Here is a 17,932-nt window from a genome sequence, read left to right as displayed (position 1 = left end):
ACGAATGGCGGGGAAAACGGGGGCTGTCTAGATGATGATCATCAACAGCAAAGGAAACCATGATGATCCGCACCCTCGTTTTCGCCTCCGCGCTTCTTGCTCCGCTGGCTGCCTCCGCACAAGACCTGCCGACGGCCCCGTACCTCCCACTTGAGCTGGCCACCCAGGCTGCCGACGCCGCGCTGAAGGCGTGCGCTGCCGAAGGTCACAATGTGAGCGTTGCCATCGTGGCTCGCGACGGTGCCACCAAGCTGCTGTTGAAGGCCGACAACTCCGGGCCCCATACGGCTTCCAGCGCCACCGGCAAGGCTTTCACTTCCGCCGCCATGGGTCGCGATACCGCTGGCCTTGCGGAGTTCATCGCGTCCCAGCCCGCCAATGACGGCCTGCGCGACATGGATAGCCGTATGGTCATCCAAGGTGGCGGCCTGCCGATCAAGTTCGGCACGGCGCTTGTCGGTGGCATCGGCGTGGGCGGTGCCCCCTCGGGTGATATCGACGCCGGATGCGCCATTGCCGGCCTGCAGGCTGTCGGTGCCGCGACCGAGTAATATCGCTGCAAACAGCATTTGAGACCGAACGGCCTGCCTCCGGTGCAGGCCGTTTCCTTTTGGTATTCTGTGTTTGGTAGGGCCTCCAGCTTTGAGAGGCGTTCGGGCGTATGCCTTTGATATGAAATCTTATTCTTTCTTCACAGGCTTGTAGTAACGAAGGCATATTCAACGCTTATCCCGGCATCGATGACTCCGGTTTTTCGGTAAGTATACTTCGAACTTCAGGCGCGCAAGCTCGGCGCTTGGGATGAAAATTTGGATAAGGGAGAAGACTGAAGGTTACCGCTGTTTCAGCGATTTCCGATTTGATTGCGGCTTTTGAATTTAGAGGGCTACAGCGTAGACACAATTGTCATCTTCACCGGGTTCAGCGCGCCAAATACCGCCGATGGTCTTCTACAGCGCGATGTTGCCGCCGATCACCGCACACCGCCAACCGGTATGCGGAACCGCCGACTCCGCGCTACAGCCCGGTAGATCTTGAAGGCCGGCAAACGGCAACTCCCGACCCCATTGCGGCCGTAAATGCTCATGGTCCGGCTGCCTGAAGCGGGCATCATCGTCCAGTCGTCAACTGTCAGGTTCGAGCGCTTGAGCGCAGCGCTGCAATAGCTCACCCAGCAATTTTGCTTCATCCGCCGTCAGGCCGGCAAGCATCTGTCGCTCGACCATCTCGGCAGCAATCATGCCAGCATGTGCTGCCGCTAGACCTTTCTCCGTCAGTTCCGTCATGATGATCCGCCCATGCTCAGGGTGCGGCGTCCGCACTATAAATCCATCCCGCTCAAGAGTGACCAGCACGCCCTGCATAGACTGAGGTGTAACAAACGCTGCGCGTGCCAGAGCGGCATTGGAGATGCGCGGATTGTCGCCGATAGCGAGCAGTACCGCATTCTGTGCCGCCGAGACACCGGTTCCCGACAGCTCGGCCTCCAGCCGCTGGCGCAGGCGATGCTGGGCGATCTTCAAACTGTATCCGATCCAAACCTCCTCACTTGACGGAGTCATTTTGCGCATTGACATATCAGGGTCCTGATATTTATGTAAGGAAGCTGATAATATCCGGGAGCGCACATTATGACAATGCCAATTGGCCCATCCTTTATTGCCCTGCAGGTTCGTGACCTCACAGCGTCCACCAAATTCTATAGTGAAATCTTCGGCTTTATGGCTCAGGAGCGAAACCCGCCAGGTGCCGTCGTCTTTGTAACAAAGCCCATTGCCCTGGCGCTGCGCGAGCCGCTGCGCCCGCTGCCCGAAGCAGGTCCCCTGGGAACCGGCGTGGTCTTATGGGTCGCCTGCAACGATGCGGACGCCCTTCACGACCTCATTGTTGAACGCGGTGGGAAAGTGTTGGCCCCCATCAATGATGGCCCGTTCGGCCGGTTCTTCGTGGCCGGCGATCCTGACGGCTACGCCATCACCTTCCACACCGCGCAAAACTAAACGGCACGGCAACGGCCTTTCCGACGGCACTTCTGGTCAAGAAAGATATTATTAACATGTCTGATAACACTCAGCCCCGCCTATTCGTCACCGGCGCAACCGGCCAGCTTGGGCGCCTGATTGTCCGGGAGTTGCTAAGGCGTGTCCCGGCAAGCCACATTGTGGCGGGCGTCCGCTCCCCCGACCAAGAGGTTATTCGGCAATTCAACGCAGACGGCATCGAGGTCCGCGTCGCCGACTATGCCCAGCCCGACACTCTCGCCAAGGCCTTCGACGGGATTGATCGGCTGCTGCTGATCTCGTCAACCGCCGGGCGCGAGCGCGTTGCCTATCACCAGAACGTCATCAAGGCTGCCAAGGCTGCCAATGTTGGCTTGCTCGCCTATACCAGCTTGCTGCATGCCAATTGGGCGACGTCCGGCCTCGCCGACGACCACAAGAGCACGGAAGCTTCCTTGCGGGCCTCGGGCCAGCCCTTCGTCCTGCTTAGGCACGGCTGGTACACCGAGAACCACATGCCTTCCGTGCAACCTGCGCTACAATATGGAGCAGTGATCGGCAGCGCCGGACAGGGACGATTCTCATCCGCGACGCGTGCCGACTATGCCGAGGCCGCGGCTATCGTTTTGACCACGGATGGCCAGGCTGGACGCATATATGAGTTGGCTGGTGACGAGAGCTACAATCTTGCCGATCTGGCCAACACGATTTCGGCGGCGGCCGGCAAGCCAGTGAGCTATCAGGATCTTCCTAAGGCAAAGTTCAAGCAGGCCCTTACCGGGATGGGGCTTCCTGACGTGGTGGCCGAACTGATTGCGGAAGCAGACATCGGTGCTTCAAGGGGTGAGTTGGAGGACAATTCCCGACAGTTGAGCGCATTGATCGAGCGACCGACAACACCGTATCGCCAGGTTATCAAAATGGCAGTTGCTGAGGCCTGAGCGTTGTTGGGATTTGTCGGATCGACCATGTCAAATGTCCTCTGCTGTCATAATGCGACGGTCAGCGGACTTTTCGCAATCCACCCCGTGCCGCCAGTTCTCCTTGCGACCGAATAGGCGACGCTTAGCCATGCCCATGACTTATTCACGGCCGCTACCGGATTGGCGGTGCCTGCGCTATCCGTCCAGGCGGGCGCATTGGGCAGCATCGGCCGGACATATGGTGTGGTCAGGCTGGAGCAACCCGCCAGCAAGACGGCAGGCAGGACAATTGCAAGGCGGAAGGATGGCATGGCGGACCCAGATGATCATAGACACGACCGAAAGCCGGCCCGGGACAAGATCATCAGGTGCGTGTGCAGCAATCATCGAGATATTGTGCAGATTACGTGCAGATACCATCGAAGTAATGGTTCGTACCACATATCAGCGAACCGCAGCTTTTGAGGCGGGACCAAGCTGGCTCGGCAATCAGCGCGCTCTATGGCTTATGCCAAGGACCGAACTGCACTGGTCCCGTCGGGCTAAAAAAGCAAGGGCTGTGGAAATAGCCCACGATGTAGCTGTCAGGCCCCACCTCGAAGCCGGAATCAAAGGCATAGGTGTTGCCAGTCACCGGCTCGATTGCGGCCAAGTTGATGCCGCCATTGTCCAGCTTCCGATCTCTGGTGATTTGCCAACCGGTGGCGGACCAATGCGAGCGAAGGTCAACTAGCTGTTTGCCTGCCGTACCAGCAGCGACACCTCTCCAGCCGACCCACACATAGTAGATTTGATCTGAAAATTCGCCGAGGCGACCCTCACATCGATTTATGCGAACCGCGAAGTCCTCCGTTTCCGCGTAAAGTTCCGCGACGAACCGCTTAACGTCAGCAGAAAGCGCGGGGGCGACCTCCTCTGGCGCCAGAGCCGATTGTGCATGGGATGGGCCAGTCAGGCATGTGACGAGAAAGTACATCCCAATAAGCGCTAGGCGCCTAGCTGACATATCTACACCCTCTTCCGCAACGGAGCTGGAGCTTTACCTGTTCGACGTCCCGTTTGAGACAAACCTTGGAAAATTAGATCGTCAATAAGGTTGAAAGTGTGCCGCGTCTCATATCAGAAACGGGACCGGAGCTTTTGATCTGGAATCTGCTGTTACTTGGCATGGCACGACGCTTTTTGTGATAGCATCTTCCTTCGCCGGTTATTTCTGTTGGCGGCACAAGGCACCTCGTGCTTCTGTCGCTCTCGGCGAGGCGTTTCTGGCTCAATTGGTGCCGGTGCACCCCGCCAAAGACTTGATGCGGTCGCGGCGTCCCATTTCGCTGCTGGAGTGCCGATCACACAGCGCCAGGCTATCCTTGAAGAGAATGGGTTTTGACTGCGCCAGCCGGCCCGGTCGATGGCAGCGCCTGCGCGGAGGGCTTTCTCGACACGATCTGTCATTTTGAGCACAGGCTTACAATCGATCCGGTTTTCTGTAGTAGCCTGTCCAGCGCCACTCCATACCCCGATATTGGAATTCGAAGTCCCCCAGTCTCGCTTGGTCATCAAAGGGAGCTGCGGTTCGCCAGTCTGCCGGCGGGTAAGCCCCAACATCTCGGATCAGGGCGTCGTCATCCTGTAAAATGCGCGGACTGTCAAGCGAAGTGAAGATTTGACCCCGTAGGCGAAACGAAGAACTGACCCCCTTCATTGATTTGCTGTTTCGTTTGTCTCGAGCGCCGTTCCGGCCTTCTGCAGAAGGCCGGAACGGCGCTTTTCGCGAAGCCTGTAGCTGTCACCTCGAATGGTGATCACTGTCGAATGGTGCAAAAGGCGGTCCAATATCGCGGTGGCGACGACGGGGTCTCCGAAGACGCTCCCCCACTCTCCGACTGATCGATTTGATGTAATCAGGATCGATCCTTTCTCGTAGCGGCGAGAGACCAGTTGGAAGAACAGGTGCGCCGCGTTCGCTTCGAAAGGCAGATATCCGAGCTCATCGATGATGAGCAGTTTCGGTCGTGACAGGATAGTCAATTGCTTGTCTAGGGTTCCGTCGCTGTGGGCCTTTGCCAGCATGGCGACGAGCGTGGCTGCGGTCACGAACTGGACATTGTAATTTTGGCGGATCGCTTCGCGGCCGAGACTGACGGCAAGATGAGTTTTTCCAGTTCCGGGTGGCCCCAGGAATAAGACCGTATCGCCGTGAGCGATCCAGCGGCAGGTTGCCAACTCTCTAATCTGTCCGCGATCCACCGATGGCTGTGCCTCGAAGTCGAAGCCGTCGAGTTCGCGCACGAACGGGAACTGCGCCAGTTTGCTCGACATGGAGATGCGTCGTTCATCGCGCCGTGCAATCTCGCGCGATACCAGGAACGCCAATGCCTCGCGCAGCGTCATTTTCGAGCGAGCGGCCTCGTCTAGCAGGCTGTCGAGTTGATCGCGGATTGCTGTCAGCTTCAGGCGGTCGAGCGTTGCGATGAGTAGATCATTGTCTACGGTTGTCATCACCAGCCACCTCCAACCACAGCCTCGTATTCTGCAAGCGGGCGCAGCAGGGCTGCTGGCGTCGTCTCGACTGGAACGGAACGAACCAGCCCTTCCATACCCGCAACGCCGACGAAGTGGGTCCGGTCCACAATCCGTTGTCGCCGTCCCTGGCACAGAGCATGATCAGCTACGACATGGCCGGCGTGGCGGACGATGACACGACCCGCAAGTACAATGACCTGGACGCTTTCACCTATGAGACGCCAGGGTACGGAGTAACTGTTGGTGTCGAGATCGATGGCGCAGTCGGCCTGGACCTTGCGCACGAGATCGCGCAGCTGACCAAACGGTGCACGGCCTGACAGAGGCCGAAGGGCATCGACCTCGCCGGCAAAGCGCTCAATTGGAGGTTCGCCAGTCGTGCCGTGGTCGCGCTGATCGGCGACCTCACGTATCCAACGATCCAGATGTGCCTCGAAGGAGGCCCAGCTCTCAAACCGGCGACCTGCGATGGCGTTCTTTTTGACGTAGCCGACCCCGCGCTCATCCTTTCCCTTTGTCCGAGCCCGGTATGGAGCGCATGCGCGTGGCATGAAGCCCCAGTAACGCGCAAATGCCCATAGCCGTGCGTTGAAGCGGACCTCCCGGCTAACCGCGTCGTGATGTTCGACAAGCGCCTTCGCATTATCCAGCAGGACCTCACCAGGAACGCCGCCGAACCGAAGGAACGCGCCTTCCATGCCCTCGAACCAGTCGGTCTGTCCTTCTCGCAGTGAGGCACGTATATGGATGCGTCGGGAATAGCTCAGCGTGGCCACAAAGACGTTTACCCGGATTCGTTCATCGCCAATCCAGACACGGGTCTGCCCAAAGTCGATCTGCAATTGACGGCCTGGCGGTGTCTCAAACCGGACTGTTGCCCGCTTCTGCGCTTTAAGTTCGCGCCGCCATTCCCGGACCCGAAGCTCTACAGAGCGCAAACCGATGATAATTCCATGCTCGCTGGCCAGCTCCTGCCGGATCACATCGGCATTGCCGTCGTGCCGGAAGAAGCGTTCGCGCAGCCAGTCATCCAAGCCATCGAAAGCAGTACGGCGAACCGGCTTTTTAAATGGCGATGCTCCGCCCTCCCGTAGATATCGCCGGACAGTGTTGCGAGCACAGCCAAACTCTTTCGATAAGCGCTTTGCACCCCAGCCAAGCTCGTGAAGCCGCAACATTGCCACCACCTCATCTGCCTGAAGCATATCCTCGCCCTGCATCGTTCGCGACAATGCAGGATGCGCTGAAATCATGCTCATCATCCATCTCTCCTCGTTCTGAAACGAGGGGGCAGTTCTTTATTTCGCTAGGGGGTCAGTTTCTCACTTCGCCTGACATCCGCGTGGAAACCAACACACTTGCCGCTAAAATCGCCCGAATTGGCCTTTCAACAGTCTCGCATCAGGCGTTTGGCCGCCTTGGCGCTTCTCTGGCTCTGGACAAGAACGTCGAGCACGAAGCCATCCTGATCGACGGCGCGCCAATCCCTTGAGGATCGCAACACGCTGATCGGTAAACTGGAAGGCGTAAGCCTCTAACGGCCCGGCTCGTGGCGAACGGCAGGCCCGCCATCGTCCTATAAGCATTCTGTTACACCAGGTGGCTATAGGAGGGGCCTTGCCGTTCGTCGCAGTAGTTCTCTGCGTGTTCCGGCATACCGGCTCTCAATCGATATCAGCGAATTTCGGACAAGACATATGGTACATGGGAGCTGTCACGTTGTCCGTGGCTTAACGGTTTGCGGATAGTTGGCTGAGATTGAGCCAACCACCTCTCAGTTACAAGAACCACCGTTTCCCACCGCAGATCATCGCCCATGCGGTCTGGCTGTATTTCCGGTTTCCGTTAAGCCTGCGGCTGGTGGAAGAAATGCTGCTGGAGCGCGGCATTGTCGTGTCCTACGAAACGATCCGGCGCTGGGGCCGCAAATTCGGTGCGGCCTACGCAAAGCGACTACGCAGAAAGACGCCGTCGCGCAAGGATATCTGGCATCTGGACGAGGTGGTGGTGACAATCGGCGGTCGAAAGCACTGGCTTTGGCGAGCCGTCGACCAGGACGGATATGTTCTCGACGAGATCGTGGAGGTCCGTCGCGACACCAAGGCTGCCAAGCGATTGCTGCTCAGGCTGCTGAAGAAGCAAGGCCTCACGCCGAAGCGGATCATCACCGATAAACTGCGTTCATACGGGGCGGCAAAGCGAGATGTGATTCCGACCGTCGAACATCGATCACATAAAGGGCTGAACAACCGGGCGGAAAATTCCCACATGCCACTGCGTAAACGAGAACGGGTGATGCAGGGCTTTCGATCGGCTGGCGGATTGCAACGATTCATCTCCGTCTTTTCGGCAATCAGAAATCTGTTCGTCCCACCGCACCAAAAGCACACCGCCCTCGCCACCCATATTCATCGGATCCGCGCTATGGCGCAGTGGAAGGCCGCGACCGGCGAAGCAGCCTGAGTAAACTGAAAGCGCTTCGTGCGGCCTCGGTGAAACAACGTGACAACGCCCAGGGGATCAAATAGCTGGCAACTCTAGGCGATCAGTGCGATCAACCAGAGGGTGATGGCCGGGACTGAATCCCCCGGCCCGCGCACTCAGAAAGGATAATGCTGATGCGGGTCCTCGATGGTGATCCAACGGAGATCTGTGAATTCCGCGATCGCTGCTTTGCCGCAGAAGCGACCGTAACCCGAATTCTTAACGCGGCGAAAGGCATCTGGGCCTCATCGTGGACCGTCGGACCATTGAAGCAATGGTCTACGATGACTTCGTATGAGTTAAAGACCCGGTGTGAGAGCCAGTTGTCGCGCATGAACTGCCAGAGGTTTTCAACCAAGTGTTGGTTTTCGCGTAGAACTGAGCCACTCAACCCGCAGGCATTTTACAGACAGGGAGAGACGTCCAATCCACAACCTTGGTGAAGCTCCTGTTGCCGCTATGCTAGCCAATCTTTAAATTAAGCCTTAACCACGCCGTTTCAGGGCTTTACCCCATCGGCTGAAACAAGAGGCAGTCATGACCGAAGCGGTTGAGAAGAAGCCACGCAGCCGCCGCCTATCCAGCGGCGGGGTTAGGATGATAGATGTCGCCCGGTTGGCGGGCACCTCGATGCAGACCGTATCGCGCGTCATCAGTCGGCCAGAACTCGTGGCGGACGAGACCCGTCGCATGGTGGAGGAGGCCATCCGCGAACTGAATTACATTCCCAACAGCGCGGCTCGGATTCTCGCCTCCAGCGCCAGCCACATCGTTGCCGTTATCATTCCTAGCCTCTCCGCTACCGTATACGCCCAGGAAGTGCATCACATCGTGCGCGTCCTGGAGGAGCGCTCGTTCTCCGTCGTGATTGGCCACAGCGACTATTCGGAAATCCGCGAACAACGACTTGTCCAGTCCTTTCTCGAAAGGCGACCCGACGGCTTCATTCTCACAGGCACCCAACATACTGACCTGACGCGGCAGTTGCTAAAGAACAGCGGCGTACCTGTGGTGGAAACCTTTGATGGCGACAACGCAGCAATGGATATGTCCGTTGGCTTCAGCAATTTCGAAGCTGGAAGGAAAGTCGCCGAGCTGTTTCGCAGCCGCGGCCTCACGCGCATCGCCTATGTCGGGGGAAGATCGGAACAGGATTTCCGCTCGAATGCCCGCTTCGAAGGGCTGAGCGCACGCCTTGCCGAGGATGGCCTCACCCCTGTCGCCCGAATCGAGCTGACCCTGCCAATGCCGGCCGGCGACGGCGTTCGAGGGCTTGACCGCGTGCTGGCGACCGATCCGCTGACGCAGGCGATCTTCTTCAGTGCCGACACTTTGGCGATCTCCGCCCTCCTCGAATGCAACCGCCGAGGATTGCGCGTGCCAGAGCAACTAGCGATCTGCGGTTTCGGCAACTATGATTTCGCCGACGCCATCGTTCCGTCACTGACGACTGTCGCCGTGCCTTTCGAGGAAGTCGGCGTGCTTGCAGCAAATGCCATACTCGCACGACTGGACGGCACTGCGCAGGGCTCGTCACGCAAAGTCATCCCTCTCCAGCTTCTCCGTCGCGCCAGCGCGTGATGCTGCATAAAAGCCTATATGAGCCAATTGACACTCACTTATGATAGCGCTAACACGATAATGTGATTTTTTGGGAGGAGAACCAAAATTTCCGTAAATCATGTTCCCCGCACATAGGGGGACCGCCGTCGACATCGAGCATGATCCGACGGCATTTTCGAGTGTGGTTTTGCAAGGGAGGTTTCCATGTCTGCTGCTGTCTATTTCGAACAATTCACTATCGGCAGCACGCGTTCCTCGCCGACGCGTACAATCACCGAAACGGACATCGTTGTGCATGCCGGGCATACCGGCGACTTCTTCCCGCATCACGTTGATGCGGAGTTTGCTGCGAAAACCGCGTTTGGTCAGCGCATTGCGCATGGAACGATGGTATTTTCCATAGGGATCGGTTTGGCGGCAGCCGAAGTCAATCCGGCTTCCTTCAGCTACGGCCATGACCGCCTCCGTTTCGTACGCCCCGTCTTTATCGGCGACACGATCCAGACCCTCGTCACCGTGATCGAGAAGGCGGACGACCCGCGCAGGCCGCAATACGGCAGGGTCACCGAGCGCTGCGAAGTTGTCAATCAGCGCGGCGAAACCGTCCTTGTTAGCGATCACATTCGCGTCGTCGAAAAAGCTCCGGAAGGTATTCAGAAGGTTTCTTAGGGAGATAGGGCGACGCTCGTGTCGCCTCAGCTGAAAGTGGGAGGAGAAAGCATGAAAATGATGAGAAAAGGTCTGATCGGCGCCTTGGGGCTGGCGGCCATGGTGAGCACGGCTTCGGCCGAAATTTCCGCTGTCTTCGGCGGGGCCGATCCGCTGGAAGGCGTTTACGACCGCCAGAACCAGAAATTCGTCAACCTGGTCAACGAACGCGGCGCAGGCCAGATCAAGCTGGAGTTCATCCGTGGCGAGCAGCTCGGCAACGACGTTCAGGTCATCGAGCAGGTGATGAGCGGCGCCGTGCAGTTCTACGGTGACGACTTCAGCTTCTATGCGAACTGGGTTCCGGACCTGAACATCGTCAGCTGGGGTTTCCTGTTCCGCGACAATGCGCATGTCGAAGCCTTCATCGCGAGCGACACCTACAAGGCGGCCGTTGAAAAGCTGCGTGCCGACCAGGGGATACGCGTGCTTGCGGCCGGCCCCGGCCAGGTCCGCGTCATGGTGTCGACCCGTCCGATCAAAGGTATCGACGACCTCAAGGGCCTGAAGATGCGCGTGCCGGAAATCCGCACCTACCTGGCGCTGTGGGAAACGCTGGGAACTGCGCCGGCGCGCGTTGCCTGGGGTGAGACCTTCCTCGGCCTCTCGACGGGCGTCGTCGAAGGCGCCGAAGGTGGCATCTCGTCGATCTACGGCGCGAAATTCCATGAAGCAGCCACGAACGTCACCCGCACGGATCATGTCCGCATCATCGCACAGATCGCGGTCAACGATGCATGGTTCCAGTCTCAGTCGCCCGAGATTCAGGACCTGCTGACCAAAGCGGCGCAGGACGCCGTGAAGTGGCAGACGGACACGGTCACCGAAGAACAAGCCGAAACGCTCGAAAAGATGGTTGCCGATGGCGCAACCGTCGCGGAAATCGACGTGTCGCCGCTCCGCGAGCGCTCAGAGGTTGCGGTCGAGAAGCTGGAATCCGAAGGCTTCTGGCCGAAAGGCCTGTGGGCTGAAATCCAGGCTCTGAAGTAATCGAACACAGGTGGCCGGACCATGCCGGCCACCTCTCCTGCCTGCCGGGCGGGCGCTTTTCCTTAAAAGGTAAAACCAATGCTTGCTAAACGAATCGACGGGATACTTGCGGGATTTATCCGCATCGTTGCCCGCATAGAGATTTCAGCACTCGTCGTCGCGATGATCTTCATCATCGCCTCCATCGCGCTCCAGACCGTGACGCGATACGCGTTTGGCCGCCCCATCACATGGGTCGAAGAAGGTGCGACCTACGCCTTCATCTGGATCACGTTCGTCGGCGCAAGCTATGGCGCCAAACAGGGCAAACTGATCAAGGTCGAACTCTTCAGCGCAAATTTCGCCGAAGAAGGTCTGCGCAAGATCGCGATCCTCAGCCACGTCATTATTTTTCTCGGATGCGGCTATCTCGCGTGGATCGCTCCGGCTGTCATCTCGCTCGAAAGCCGGAGCTCAACGATTGCTCTTCCGATCGATGTGCCACGTTCATGGTTCTATTCCGTGCCGCTCTTCTACTTCGCCTTCGTGACGGCGTTCGCGAGCCTCGCACGCCTCTTCAGACTGATCGTGCTGAAGGATCTGACGCCGCTCATCGCGCCGTTCCCCGTCGAAGAGCAAGACATCCCCCTAACCGCGAGCTGATCCCGTGCCGATATTCATTCTCTTTGCTGGCTTCCTGGCCCTTCTCGCGGCCGAGGTCCCCGTCGCCATCGCGCTTTTCCTGTCGTCGCTGGCCTATATCGACATCTTCACACCCATGCCGCTTCAGATCGTCGTGCAGCGGATGGCATCTGGCCTCGACAGCTTCCCGCTGATCGCCATCCCGCTCTTCGTGCTGGCCGGCAACATCCTGAACGGCGCTGGTATCGCGGCACGCATCTACGCTTTCGCCGTGGCACTCGTCGGCCACGTCAAGGGCGGCCTCGCCCAGGTCAACATCTTCGGCAGCATGGTCTTCGCCGGCATGTCCGGCGTGGCGCAGGCCGATGCTGCGGGTCTCGGAACCATCGAGATCAAGCACATGAAGGAACATGGCTACAGCGCTCCCTTCGCGGCCGCCTGCACCGCCGCCTCCGCCATTATCGGCCCGGTCATTCCTCCAAGCGTCATCATGGTCGTCTATGCCGTGACCGCGCAGGTCTCCCTGACCAAGCTGTTCCTCGCCGGCATCATTCCGGGTCTTACCATGGGTCTCGCCCTGATGATCCTCGTCTGGGTACTTGCCGCAACCGGTCGCGTCACCGCCCCGACCGAGCCCCGCGCGAACATCCCGCTGATAGCCATCACTTTCTGGAAGGCGCTTCCGGCGCTCGTCGCCCCGATCTTCCTGACGGCAGGCATGCTGCTCGGCTTCGCGACACCGACCGAGCTTGGCGCCCTCACCGTCATTTACGCGGTCGTGCTCGGCTTCATCACCAAGGACCTGACCTTCTCGTCTCTGCTGATGCATATCCGCCAGAGCGCCGTCACCTCCGGCATCCTGACACTGATCATCGCCTCCGCCGTGCCGTTCGGCTGGATCATTTCGGTCGGCAACTACGCGTCCGGTCTGCTCGGCTTCTTCGAGTCGATCGGCGCCAACTGGATCGTTTTCCTATTGATCGTCAACATCGCGCTGCTGGTGTTCGGCCTCTTTATCGAAACGACAGCGGTACTGCTCATCGCGACACCCGCGCTCCTTCCGCTTGCCGCGGTCTATGGCATCGACCCGATCCATCTCGGCGTCATCATGATCGTAAACCTGCTGATTGGCGCGATCACACCGCCCATGGGCGTCATCCTGTTCATCTGCCAGCACATCGCCGAAATCCGCTTCTCGGAGATGATCAGGGCGATCCTGCCCTTCTACATCCCGCTCGGCATCATGCTGCTGATCATCACCTATTGGTCCCCGATCGTGATGTGGCTGCCGAACTACTTCTACTGAGCACCGACATGCAAAGCTCTATTCAAGGATCTACCGACATGACCAAAAGCAGCGGCATTCTTTCCGGCTATCGCGTACTTGATTGCTCCATCGCCATGGCTGGCCCGTTTGCCGCACAGCGACTTGGCGACCTCGGTGCGGATGTCGTCAAGATCGAGCCCGTCACCGGGGAGTGGCAGCGTCACGTTTCGGCAGGCGGCGCCAAGGGCAACCGCATCAACGTTTCCTTCCTATCGCTGAATCGCAACAAGCGCTCGCTGGCGATCGATCTGAAATCGCCGGAAGGCAAGGCGACACTGCTTGATCTGGTCAAGGACGCCGATATCTTCCTCCAGAACTACCGGCCGGGCGTCGCCGCACGTCTCGGCGTCGATTACGACACGCTGTCGAAGCTCAATCCGGGACTCGTCTACGTCTCCATGTCGGGTTACGGCGAGACCGGTCCCTATCTGGATCGTCCAGGACAGGACCTGATCCTCCAGGGCATGTCCGGTGCAATGCTGTCGGCGGGTCGTGACGGTGAAGCCCCGACAGCTGCCGGCCAGTATCTGGTCGACGCCGTCGCCGCCTATAACGCCTTCGAAGGCGCGCTGGCAGCCCTGCTTCACCGCGAGCGCACTGGCGAAGGCCAGCTCGTGCAGGTCAACATGCTCGATGCCATCACCAATATCCAGATGCAGGAACTGTCGGTCTTCACCGTCGCCGGTAAGCCGCAGTCTCGTTCCGCAGAACCGCATGCCCACGTCTATATCCGCGCGCCATACGGCGCGTTTGCGACCAGCGATGGCTACATCATCATCGCTTTCCCGCCGCTGAAGAAATTCGGCGAGATCATCGGCGAGCCGACCTTCCTGACGATGGACGACGAGACGGACAGCTGGACGCAGCGCGACCACATCTTCGCCCGCACTCGCGAGCGCCTTGTGGCGAAGACCTCCTCCGAATGGCTGTCGCTGCTACGCGCCGCCGATATCTGGTGCGGACCGGTCTATGGCTATGAGGATCTGGTCAAGGACGAGCAGATTCAACACAACGGCACTTTCGTCGAATATGACCACCCCACCGAAGGCCACGTCAAGACGCCCGGCTTCCCGATCCGCTTCTCCAAGACCCCGTCGAGGGTCGATCGCGGTGCGCCGGTCACCGGTCAGCACACACGTGAAATCCTCGTGGAAGCCGGCTTTTCCGCGGAACGGATCGAGCAGCTTCTGGTATCGGGCGTGGTCACGCAGGGGGAACTCTGAGCCATGACGGAAGACATTCTCTTCACGGTTGACGGGCACGTCGCGACCATCACGCTGAACCGACCGCAGAAGCTCAACGCGGTCACGCCGGACATGTCCGACGCAATCATCGAAGCAGTCGAGGCGGTGAATGCCAGTGATACGATCCGTTGCGTCATCGTGACGGGTGCCGGGGAACGCGCCTTCTGCGCGGGCTCCGACATCAAAGAACTCGACACCTACGAAACCCCGTGGCAGTTCCGCAACCGGCCGGATTACTGCGATGCCATGCGCAAGCTGCTGAAGCCGGCCATCGCGGCCGTCAACGGTTATGCCTTCGGTGGCGGGCTGGAAACATCGTTGAGTTGCGATATCCGCATCGCATCGGAAAACGCCCAGTTCGCGGCACCCGAGATCAAGCTTGGCTGGATCGGCGGCGGCGGCATGACGACGTTTCTCGCCCATTCCATCGGCGCGTCCAACGCGGCGCTGATGCTGATGACAGGCGATGCAATCCCGGCGGAACGGGCACTCGCCTGGGGCCTGGTCAGCGAGGTCGTGCCGCAGGCCGACCTGATGGCACGGGCACGCGCGATAGCCGAGACCATTGCGTCACGTGCGCCGATCGCCGCCGAAACGGCCAAGCTCAATCTGCACGCCGCCTACGCCATGCCGCAGGAAAAGGCTATCGAATACGAGCGTGATCTCCAGACGATCTGCTTTGCGACCGCGGACGCACTGGAAGGCCGCGCCGCCTTCAAGGAAAAGCGCGCGCCGGTCTTTTCCCGGCGCTGACGCTCCCCCCCCCCCTCAAATCCACAAAGAGACAAGAGTTGCGACCATGACCGTGACATTGAAAGGCATGACCTGGAGCCATCCTCGCGGCTACGACCCAATGTTGGCCTGCTCAGAAATTTACAGGCAGAAGACGGACATCGAGGTCATCTGGGAGAAGCGGTCCCTTCAGGATTTTGAGAGCTTCCCCGTCAACGAACTGGCGCGTATCTACGATCTGATTGTGATCGACCATCCGCATGTCGGTCAGGTAACGCAGGAAAACTGCCTGCTGCCGCTCGATGTTGTTGGACGAGAGGCGGAACGCGACGCTTTGAACGCAGCGTCGATTGGGCCTTCCTATCACAGCTACTTCTGGCAAGGGCGCCAATGGGCGTTTCCGATCGACGCGGCAACCCAGGTGCAGGCCTTTCGTCCGGACCTTGTGGCGAATGCACCGACGCGCTGGCAGGAGGTCATAGACCTCGCTCGTGAGGGCCGTGTCCTGCTGCCGCTACGGGCACCCCACGCCCTCATGACCTTCTATACTCTGGCCGCGAACATCGGCCGACCGTGCTCCACCGAAAAGGGCGACCTCATCGCGCCGGCCGATGGCGCTCAGGTTTATGATCTTCTGGCCGACCTCGTGGCCCATCTCGATCCGGCCTGCTTCGACATGGACCCGATCGATGCCTCCGAGGCGATGGCCAAGGCGGACAGCAAAATCGCCTGCATTCCCTATGCCTACGGCTATGTCAGCTACGCCTGGAACGGTTTCCGGCAAAAGCGGCTAAACTTTTCCGATATCCCGGCAGCGGGACCGCACGGCCCCATCGGCGGCACGCTGGGTGGAACCGGCATTGCCGTTTCGGCCTACACGAAAAGACCCGCAGCCGCGATCGATTTCGCCTACTGGATTTCCGCCGCCGACGTGCAGCGCGGCCCCTATGCGGCAGCCGGCGGACAGCCTGGACATGCTCGGGCCTGGGAGGACGATGCAGTCAACGCCCGCACATCAGACTTCTACCGGAAGACACGCGCCACACTCGAAGGTTCATTCGTGCGCCCCCGGCATGATCGCTACATGCCCTTCCAGGCGGAAGCGTCCGAACGCATCCGCGTTGGCCTCAAGGCCGGCGACGCTGCGGGACCGGTCATCGCTGATCTTAACGCCCTTTACCGCAAAAGCTTCGTATAGCTCGCTTCGAAGCGACTCAAGGTGACAGACATGATAGACGCCATCACAAAATCCCTTATCGACAATCCTCAGGCCAGCCTCGCCGGCCGGGTCTATCGCCCGGACGTCGCCGGCCCCTCCGTCGTGCGCATCACGGGTGGCCGCGTCGTCGATATCACCTCTGCCTTCGCCACCATCCGCGATCTCTGCGAAACGGAACAGCCGGCGGAGGCCCTGCGGTCAGCGGCCGGCGAGGATATCGGCTCGGCGGAAGACATCCTCTCGAACACGCCGGTCGATAAACGCCATCCGGTTTCCCCGTGGTTTCTCGCACCAGTCGACTTGCAGGCGTTAAAGGCGGCCGGAGTAACCTTTGTCGTCTCCATGCTGGAACGAGTTATTGAGGAACGAATTCGCGGCGACGCGCACGCCGCCAGCGGGATGCGAGAGCGCATCATTTCTCTGGTCGGCAACGATATCCGCGGTCTGAAGCCTGGCTCACCTGAGGCCGCCAAGCTGAAGGAAGCGCTTATTGAAGCGGGGGCGTGGAGCCAGTACCTTGAGGTCGGCATCGGCCCGGACGCGGAAATCTTCACCAAGGGACAGCCACTTTCGGCCGTCGGCACGGGCGTCGATATAGGCGTGCATCCTGCATCGACCTGGAACAACCCCGAACCGGAAGTGGTGATAGTTGTCTCTTCGTCAGGGCGAATCGTCGGCGCGACACTCGGAAACGACGTGAATCTACGCGACATCGAGGGGCGCTCGGCTTTGCTGCTTGGCAAAGCGAAGGACAACAACGCTGCCTGTGCCATTGGCCCGTTTATCCGCTTTTTTGACGACAACTTCGGGATGGACGATGTGCGGTGCATGGACCTCTCGCTGACGGTCGATGGCCAAGAGGGGTTTCACATGACGGGACACTCTTCCATGAGACAGATCAGCCGCGATCCGGAAGACCTCGTCGCACAAGCGATCAATGCCCATCACCATTATCCCGATGGGCTCGTCCTTTTCCTCGGCACGATGTTCGCGCCGATCAAGGACCGCGACGAACCCGGCAAGGGCTTCACACACAGAACCGCTGACATAGTGACGATCAGCGCCCCGGCTCTCGGAGCCCTCATCAATCGCGTTCGACCGACTGATCAGGCAGCACCCTGGACTTTCGGTGCCGCCGACCTGATGCGAAATCTCGCCAGTCGCGATCTGCTCAAACCATAAGACTTACCACTACGAGTCCCGGCGCATCTTGGTTCAGGAAAACACATCCGTTATAGAATTCGTGGAACGTGTATTCTTATGTTCGCCTTCTAGGCTCAGGACTTCGGTAACGGGGCCGTTTCAGTCAAGCAAAAATTGAAGACCGCAGCAGCGCTGTCATGCCGCCGGTGCGTTAAATATCCCCACAGCATCCCTTCGGCGATGTCTGGCTTACTTTGCCCTTGGTTTGAGGTCACTCCGGGTTCATGCTTCGGTCCGTGGTCAGCGCGATGGCTGCCAACATGATGCTGGTCCAATGCGGTGATCCGATGTGCCCATCTCATTGGCGTGCTCGGCCAGAGGCCTGCGACAGTCCTGACCACGGCATCATCGGAACCGCGTCCCGGTAGGGACCTCGAGGGTCTGCGCTTAGACAGACG

General features: G+C 59.3%; 15 protein-coding genes and 3 pseudogenes. 13 read left to right on the top strand and 5 right to left on the bottom strand.

Features of this window, described 5'->3' with window-relative positions; genetic code table 11:
* The first annotated feature begins 62 nt into the window (after positions 1-62).
* Positions 63-551, top strand: a complete 489-nt coding sequence (locus MKI86_RS18295) for a GlcG/HbpS family heme-binding protein (RefSeq protein WP_241603834.1) — start codon at positions 63-65, stop codon at positions 549-551.
* A 573-nt stretch (positions 552-1,124) separates the two neighbouring features.
* Here MKI86_RS18295 and MKI86_RS18290 read toward each other — a convergent pair.
* Entirely contained in the window at positions 1,125-1,523 is a 399-nt protein-coding gene (locus MKI86_RS18290) for a MarR family winged helix-turn-helix transcriptional regulator (protein WP_306424475.1), read from the bottom strand.
* 108 nt (positions 1,524-1,631) lie between these two features.
* Here MKI86_RS18290 and MKI86_RS18285 point away from each other — a divergent pair, with 108 nt between their 5' ends.
* Positions 1,632-2,000, top strand: coding sequence for a VOC family protein (locus MKI86_RS18285; RefSeq protein WP_241603828.1), 369 nt, complete (start codon positions 1,632-1,634; stop codon positions 1,998-2,000).
* A 56-nt stretch (positions 2,001-2,056) separates the two neighbouring features.
* The gene (locus MKI86_RS18280) at positions 2,057-2,941 is read left to right on the top strand and encodes an SDR family oxidoreductase (protein ID WP_241603825.1); all 885 of its coding nucleotides are present in this window, start codon (positions 2,057-2,059) and stop codon (positions 2,939-2,941) included.
* A 1,677-nt stretch (positions 2,942-4,618) separates the two neighbouring features.
* On the opposite strand, the gene istB is transcribed toward MKI86_RS18280, so the two are convergent.
* The 3 genes and pseudogenes from istB to MKI86_RS18265 form a co-directional block, all read right to left on the bottom strand.
* Complete coding sequence (gene istB / locus MKI86_RS18275; protein ID WP_113356041.1) at positions 4,619-5,419, bottom strand: IS21-like element ISSme2 family helper ATPase IstB; 801 nt, start codon at positions 5,417-5,419, stop codon at positions 4,619-4,621.
* Positions 5,419-6,705: an IS21 family transposase gene (gene istA / locus MKI86_RS18270; protein WP_241603822.1), complete on the bottom strand. Its 1,287-nt coding sequence runs from the start codon at positions 6,703-6,705 to the stop codon at positions 5,419-5,421. Before istA ends, istB begins: the two co-directional genes overlap by 1 nt.
* A 117-nt stretch (positions 6,706-6,822) precedes the next feature.
* Positions 6,823-6,926 (bottom strand): annotated as a pseudogene (locus MKI86_RS18265) (DDE-type integrase/transposase/recombinase); the annotation flags it as partial.
* Positions 6,927-7,154: 228 nt separating this feature from the next.
* On the opposite strand from MKI86_RS18265, the pseudogene MKI86_RS18260 reads away from it, so the two are divergent.
* Positions 7,155-7,906 (top strand): annotated as a pseudogene (locus MKI86_RS18260) (IS6 family transposase).
* A gap of 137 nt (positions 7,907-8,043) precedes the next feature.
* Here the strand turns inward: MKI86_RS18260 and MKI86_RS18255 are convergent.
* Positions 8,044-8,195: pseudogene (locus tag MKI86_RS18255) on the bottom strand (salicylaldehyde dehydrogenase); the annotation flags it as partial.
* Positions 8,196-8,464: 269 nt separating this feature from the next.
* Between MKI86_RS18255 and MKI86_RS18250 the strand changes: the two are divergent.
* The 9 genes from MKI86_RS18250 to MKI86_RS18210 all read left to right on the top strand — a co-directional run bounded on the left by MKI86_RS18250 (position 8,465) and on the right by MKI86_RS18210 (position 17,513).
* The gene (locus MKI86_RS18250; protein WP_306424474.1) at positions 8,465-9,508 is read left to right on the top strand and encodes a LacI family DNA-binding transcriptional regulator; all 1,044 of its coding nucleotides are present in this window, start codon (positions 8,465-8,467) and stop codon (positions 9,506-9,508) included.
* A 186-nt stretch (positions 9,509-9,694) separates the two neighbouring features.
* On the top strand, positions 9,695-10,159 hold the full coding sequence (locus MKI86_RS18245) for a MaoC family dehydratase (RefSeq protein ID WP_241603814.1): 465 nt from the start codon (positions 9,695-9,697) through the stop codon (positions 10,157-10,159).
* Positions 10,160-10,210: 51 nt separating this feature from the next.
* Entirely contained in the window at positions 10,211-11,188 is a 978-nt protein-coding gene (locus MKI86_RS18240; protein WP_241603811.1) for a TRAP transporter substrate-binding protein, read from the top strand.
* Between the two features lie 78 nt (positions 11,189-11,266).
* Positions 11,267-11,830: a TRAP transporter small permease gene (locus MKI86_RS18235; protein ID WP_241603808.1), complete on the top strand. Its 564-nt coding sequence runs from the start codon at positions 11,267-11,269 to the stop codon at positions 11,828-11,830.
* 4 nt (positions 11,831-11,834) lie between these two features.
* Entirely contained in the window at positions 11,835-13,115 is a 1,281-nt protein-coding gene (locus tag MKI86_RS18230; protein ID WP_241603805.1) for a TRAP transporter large permease, read from the top strand.
* Positions 13,116-13,153: 38 nt separating this feature from the next.
* A complete protein-coding gene (locus tag MKI86_RS18225) occupies positions 13,154-14,359 on the top strand; it encodes a CaiB/BaiF CoA transferase family protein (protein WP_241603802.1) in 1,206 nt (401 codons plus the stop codon).
* Between the two features lie 3 nt (positions 14,360-14,362).
* Positions 14,363-15,133 (top strand): enoyl-CoA hydratase/isomerase family protein, encoded by a 771-nt coding sequence (locus tag MKI86_RS18220; protein ID WP_241603799.1) that lies wholly within the window; start codon positions 14,363-14,365, stop codon positions 15,131-15,133.
* Between the two features lie 46 nt (positions 15,134-15,179).
* On the top strand, positions 15,180-16,310 hold the full coding sequence (locus tag MKI86_RS18215) for an extracellular solute-binding protein (RefSeq protein WP_241603796.1): 1,131 nt from the start codon (positions 15,180-15,182) through the stop codon (positions 16,308-16,310).
* Positions 16,311-16,340: 30 nt separating this feature from the next.
* Complete coding sequence (locus tag MKI86_RS18210; protein ID WP_241603794.1) at positions 16,341-17,513, top strand: fumarylacetoacetate hydrolase family protein; 1,173 nt, start codon at positions 16,341-16,343, stop codon at positions 17,511-17,513.
* Positions 17,514-17,932 lie beyond the last annotated feature (419 nt).

The organism is Shinella sedimenti, from assembly GCF_022601905.1.
GTDB lineage: Bacteria > Pseudomonadota > Alphaproteobacteria > Rhizobiales > Rhizobiaceae > Shinella > Shinella sedimenti.
The sequence above is the reverse complement of the archived record's forward strand: the minus strand, read 5'-3'. Positions and strand labels throughout refer to the sequence as shown.